This window comes from Clostridium sp., from assembly GCF_036639235.1.
In the GTDB taxonomy this organism is placed as follows: Bacteria; Bacillota; Clostridia; order Clostridiales; family Caloramatoraceae; genus Clostridium_AB.
Genome location: NZ_JAVWJB010000041.1, coordinates 1 through 3405, shown reverse-complemented (window position 1 = coordinate 3405; position 3405 = coordinate 1). Strand labels below are relative to the sequence as shown.

The window sequence follows — 3405 nt, the reverse complement described above, 5'->3', positions numbered from 1 at the left end:
TCATTACACTCTTTTAGTTCACCTTCAAACTCATCTGCTGTATATATAAAGGTGTACCAATCATCTACCATATCAAACATAGGAAATGTTATCATTCCACGAAGCCTTGGGGATTTAAGAGTTAATCCTGTTTCCTCGTATGCTTCACGAATTATACAATCCTCAGGTGATTCACCTTCTTCAAACTTACCACCTATTCCATTATATTTATTCTTATGGTAATCCCCATGCTTTTTTACTCTATGAAGCATAAGGGTCTTACCATTTTTTCTAATATAACATAGAGTTGCCAGTTTCATTATTTAGAGATCTCCTCTAGAGCCTTTTTAATATGTGGATCCTTCTTAAGATCACGAGTAGGCTCCTTAGGATCACTTACCTTTATATGCGGGTCTATTCCCTTACCTTGGATAGACTTACCTGAAGGTGTGTAATATCTTGATACAGTAAACTTGATTGCAGTATTATCCTGTAGATCTCTTGTCATCTGGACAAGCCCCTTACCATATGTTGTTGTTCCAATTAATGTTGCAGCATTAAGATCCTTTAAAGCACCTGATACAATTTCACTTGCACTTGCACTATTCTTATTAACAAGTACATAAATAGGAACATCTACCTTTCCATCTGCTGTTTTATACTGGGTCTTCTTTCCTCCGTTATCAACAGTTGATAATACAACCTGTTCATCAACAAGTACATCAAGTACCTTTATTGATGAATCTAGTATTCCACCTGGGTTATCACGAAGGTCAAGTATTAATGCGTTCATTCCCTTATCCTTTAAGGAATTAACCATTTTCTCAAACTCTTCACCTGTTGTCTCATCAAAACTTGATATTCTAACATATCCTGTTTTGTCTATCATCTCACCCTTAACTGTTTTCATCTGAATAACATCACGGGTAATTGATATATCCATTTCTTTTCCGTCTCTATTTACAGTAATAGTAACCTTAGTTCCAGCTTCACCCTTCATCATTGAAACAGCTTTTTCACTTTCATCTCCAGTTACCTTAGTACCATTAACCTTAGTAATAACATCTCCTGGTTTAACCCCAGCCTTAATCGCTGGCCCTTCTTCAATTGGCTCAATTACTAATAACTTGTTGTTATCATTTGTAAGTAGTATTCCAACTCCAGCATAGGAACCTGTTGCCTGTGTTATAAAGTTTTCATACTCTTTTTCGTTCATGTATGTACTATATGGATCCTTTAAAGCGCCTATCATTCCATCAATTGAACCTTCAAGCATCTTATCTTCCATTTCAGGGGTTATGTCATCTACATATCCCTTGTCTAATATATTATGAACTCTAACTAATTTTCTGTAATCAGTTAAGAACTGGTAGTCCCTATTACTTACAAGTTTTACACCTAAAAAAGGTATTGGTAAGAAAATAAGGGCTGCTATTGTTATTAAGTTAGTTACTACAACCCAAATAATTATTTTGGTTATCGTACTTTTTTTGCTACCTTTCATGCAACCACCTCGACTAATCTATTTTTCTTATTAGTTTATTACATATATTAAGTAATTATCACCTTTATAATTTTAACATAAAAAAAGCTAGATATACATAATGTATACCTAGCTTTTGATTATTCTTAAACTTGTAGGAACTTTCTAAGTGAAATTACACTTCCAAGTCCACCTATTCCTATACCTAGAAGTAGGAACTTCCATGTGATTCCGCCTATCATTTCTCCAAATGGAACTGGCTTAAACATCATAAGTAGACTTTGAATAGTCTCTGACATATAGCTATATGATACTGAAAGAAGAATTATAGAAATTATAGAACCTATAAGTCCTAGTATAACCCCCTCAATAACAAATGGCCATCTAATAAACCAATCTGTTGCACCAATATACTTCATTATCTCTATTTCCCTTTTCCTTGCATATACAGTAAGCTTTATAGTATTTGCAATTAGGAATAGGGCAACTATACCAAATACACCCATTAATATGGCACTTGATGTTTTAACTATATTATTAATTTCCATTATCTTTTGAACAGTACTCTTACTGTCATTTATCTTATACACACCCTCAAGTGTTTTTAGCTTTTCTGCTACTTTTTCAACATTTTCTGGTGCATCAACCCTTATAACATATGATTCTGGAAGTGGATTTTTCTCTTCCATTCCCTTAGCAAGATCCTTTTGATCTCCAAGCTGTTCCTTCATTTTTTCAAGGGCCTGACCCTTAGTTTCAAACTTAATACTTTCAATATTAGATATCGCCTTTATTTTAGGTTCCATTGCCTTAACCTGTTCTTGTGTAAGCTTCTTATCAACGAAAACCTTAATTTCAATTTCTTCTCCAACAGACTCAACCATGTTGTTTAGGTTAAGTGCCATCATTAAAACTGATCCAAATATAAAAAGTGTAGCTGCAACTGTACCAATTGATGCTATGCTCATAATTCTATTTCTAACAATTCCCTTAAAACTATCACTTGTGAACTGCTTTATAGTTCTAATCTTCATAGCCGTACACACCCCTTTGTTGGTCTCTTACTACAACACCCTTTTCAATAGCAATAACTCTCTTTTTCATTCTATCAACTATATCCTTAGCATGTGTTGCCATAAGTATTGTTGTACCTGACTTATTTATCTCCATTAATAGGTCCATGATTTCCCATGAAGTTTCTGGGTCAAGGTTTCCTGTAGGCTCGTCACAAATCAGAAGCTTTGGATTATTAGCAAGTGCTCTTGCAAGTGCTATTCTTTGCTGCTCTCCACCTGATAATTGGTTTGGGTATTGATTCGCCTTACCTGATAGTCCAACTAGTGAAAGAACCTGTGGAATTCTCTTTTTGATTTCCTTAGGATTTGCTTCAACTATTCTCATAGCAAAAGCTACATTTTCATAAACTGTTTTATCCGCCAAAAGTCTAAAGTCCTGGAACACCATTCCTATACTTCTTCTATAGAAAGGAATATCATGTCTTTTTAGCTTATTAACTTCCTTATTATTAACTACAATTTGTCCACTTGTTATATCTACTTCCTTAAGAAGTAATTTAATAAATGTTGACTTACCAGCTCCACTTGGACCTACTAAGAAAACAAATTCACCTTTTTCTATATCTATGTTTATGTTAGAAAGTGCTATATGATTGTTAGTATATACCTTAGATACGTTTTTTAACTTTATCACCTAGTAATTCCCCCTTATGTACGTGTTTTTAATGTGTAAATACATAAAATAATAATAACACATTATATCATAATATTACACCCCCTAGATAAAATGTAAGAATCTAAAGGGTTTTATGCTATATTGTGTAGTTACTTTATACTATTTTAATTAAAACCGTATAATTTTCGACATTTTTTATTATTTTACCATAGTACCAAAAAATAAAAAAGCCGAAATAATTTCCACTATTA

The 3405-nt window shown here is 33.2% G+C and carries 4 protein-coding genes; all 4 read right to left on the bottom strand.

The features are described 5' to 3' along the window. Positions 1–299, bottom strand: a 299-nt coding sequence (locus tag RR539_RS08860) for an NUDIX hydrolase (RefSeq protein WP_332500347.1), incomplete at its 3' end; no start/stop codon positions are given. Then, positions 299–1483, bottom strand: coding sequence for a S41 family peptidase (locus RR539_RS08855; RefSeq protein ID WP_332474270.1), 1185 nt, complete (start codon positions 1481–1483; stop codon positions 299–301). The genes RR539_RS08855 and RR539_RS08860, both read right to left, overlap by 1 nt. A 125-nt stretch (positions 1484–1608) precedes the next feature. Further along, positions 1609–2496: a permease-like cell division protein FtsX gene (gene ftsX, locus RR539_RS08850; protein WP_332483810.1), complete on the bottom strand. Its 888-nt coding sequence runs from the start codon at positions 2494–2496 to the stop codon at positions 1609–1611. Next, positions 2486–3172 (bottom strand): cell division ATP-binding protein FtsE, encoded by a 687-nt coding sequence (gene ftsE, locus RR539_RS08845; RefSeq protein ID WP_332483809.1) that lies wholly within the window; start codon positions 3170–3172, stop codon positions 2486–2488. Before ftsE ends, ftsX begins: the two co-directional genes overlap by 11 nt. Between the last annotated feature and the right edge of the window lie 233 nt (positions 3173–3405).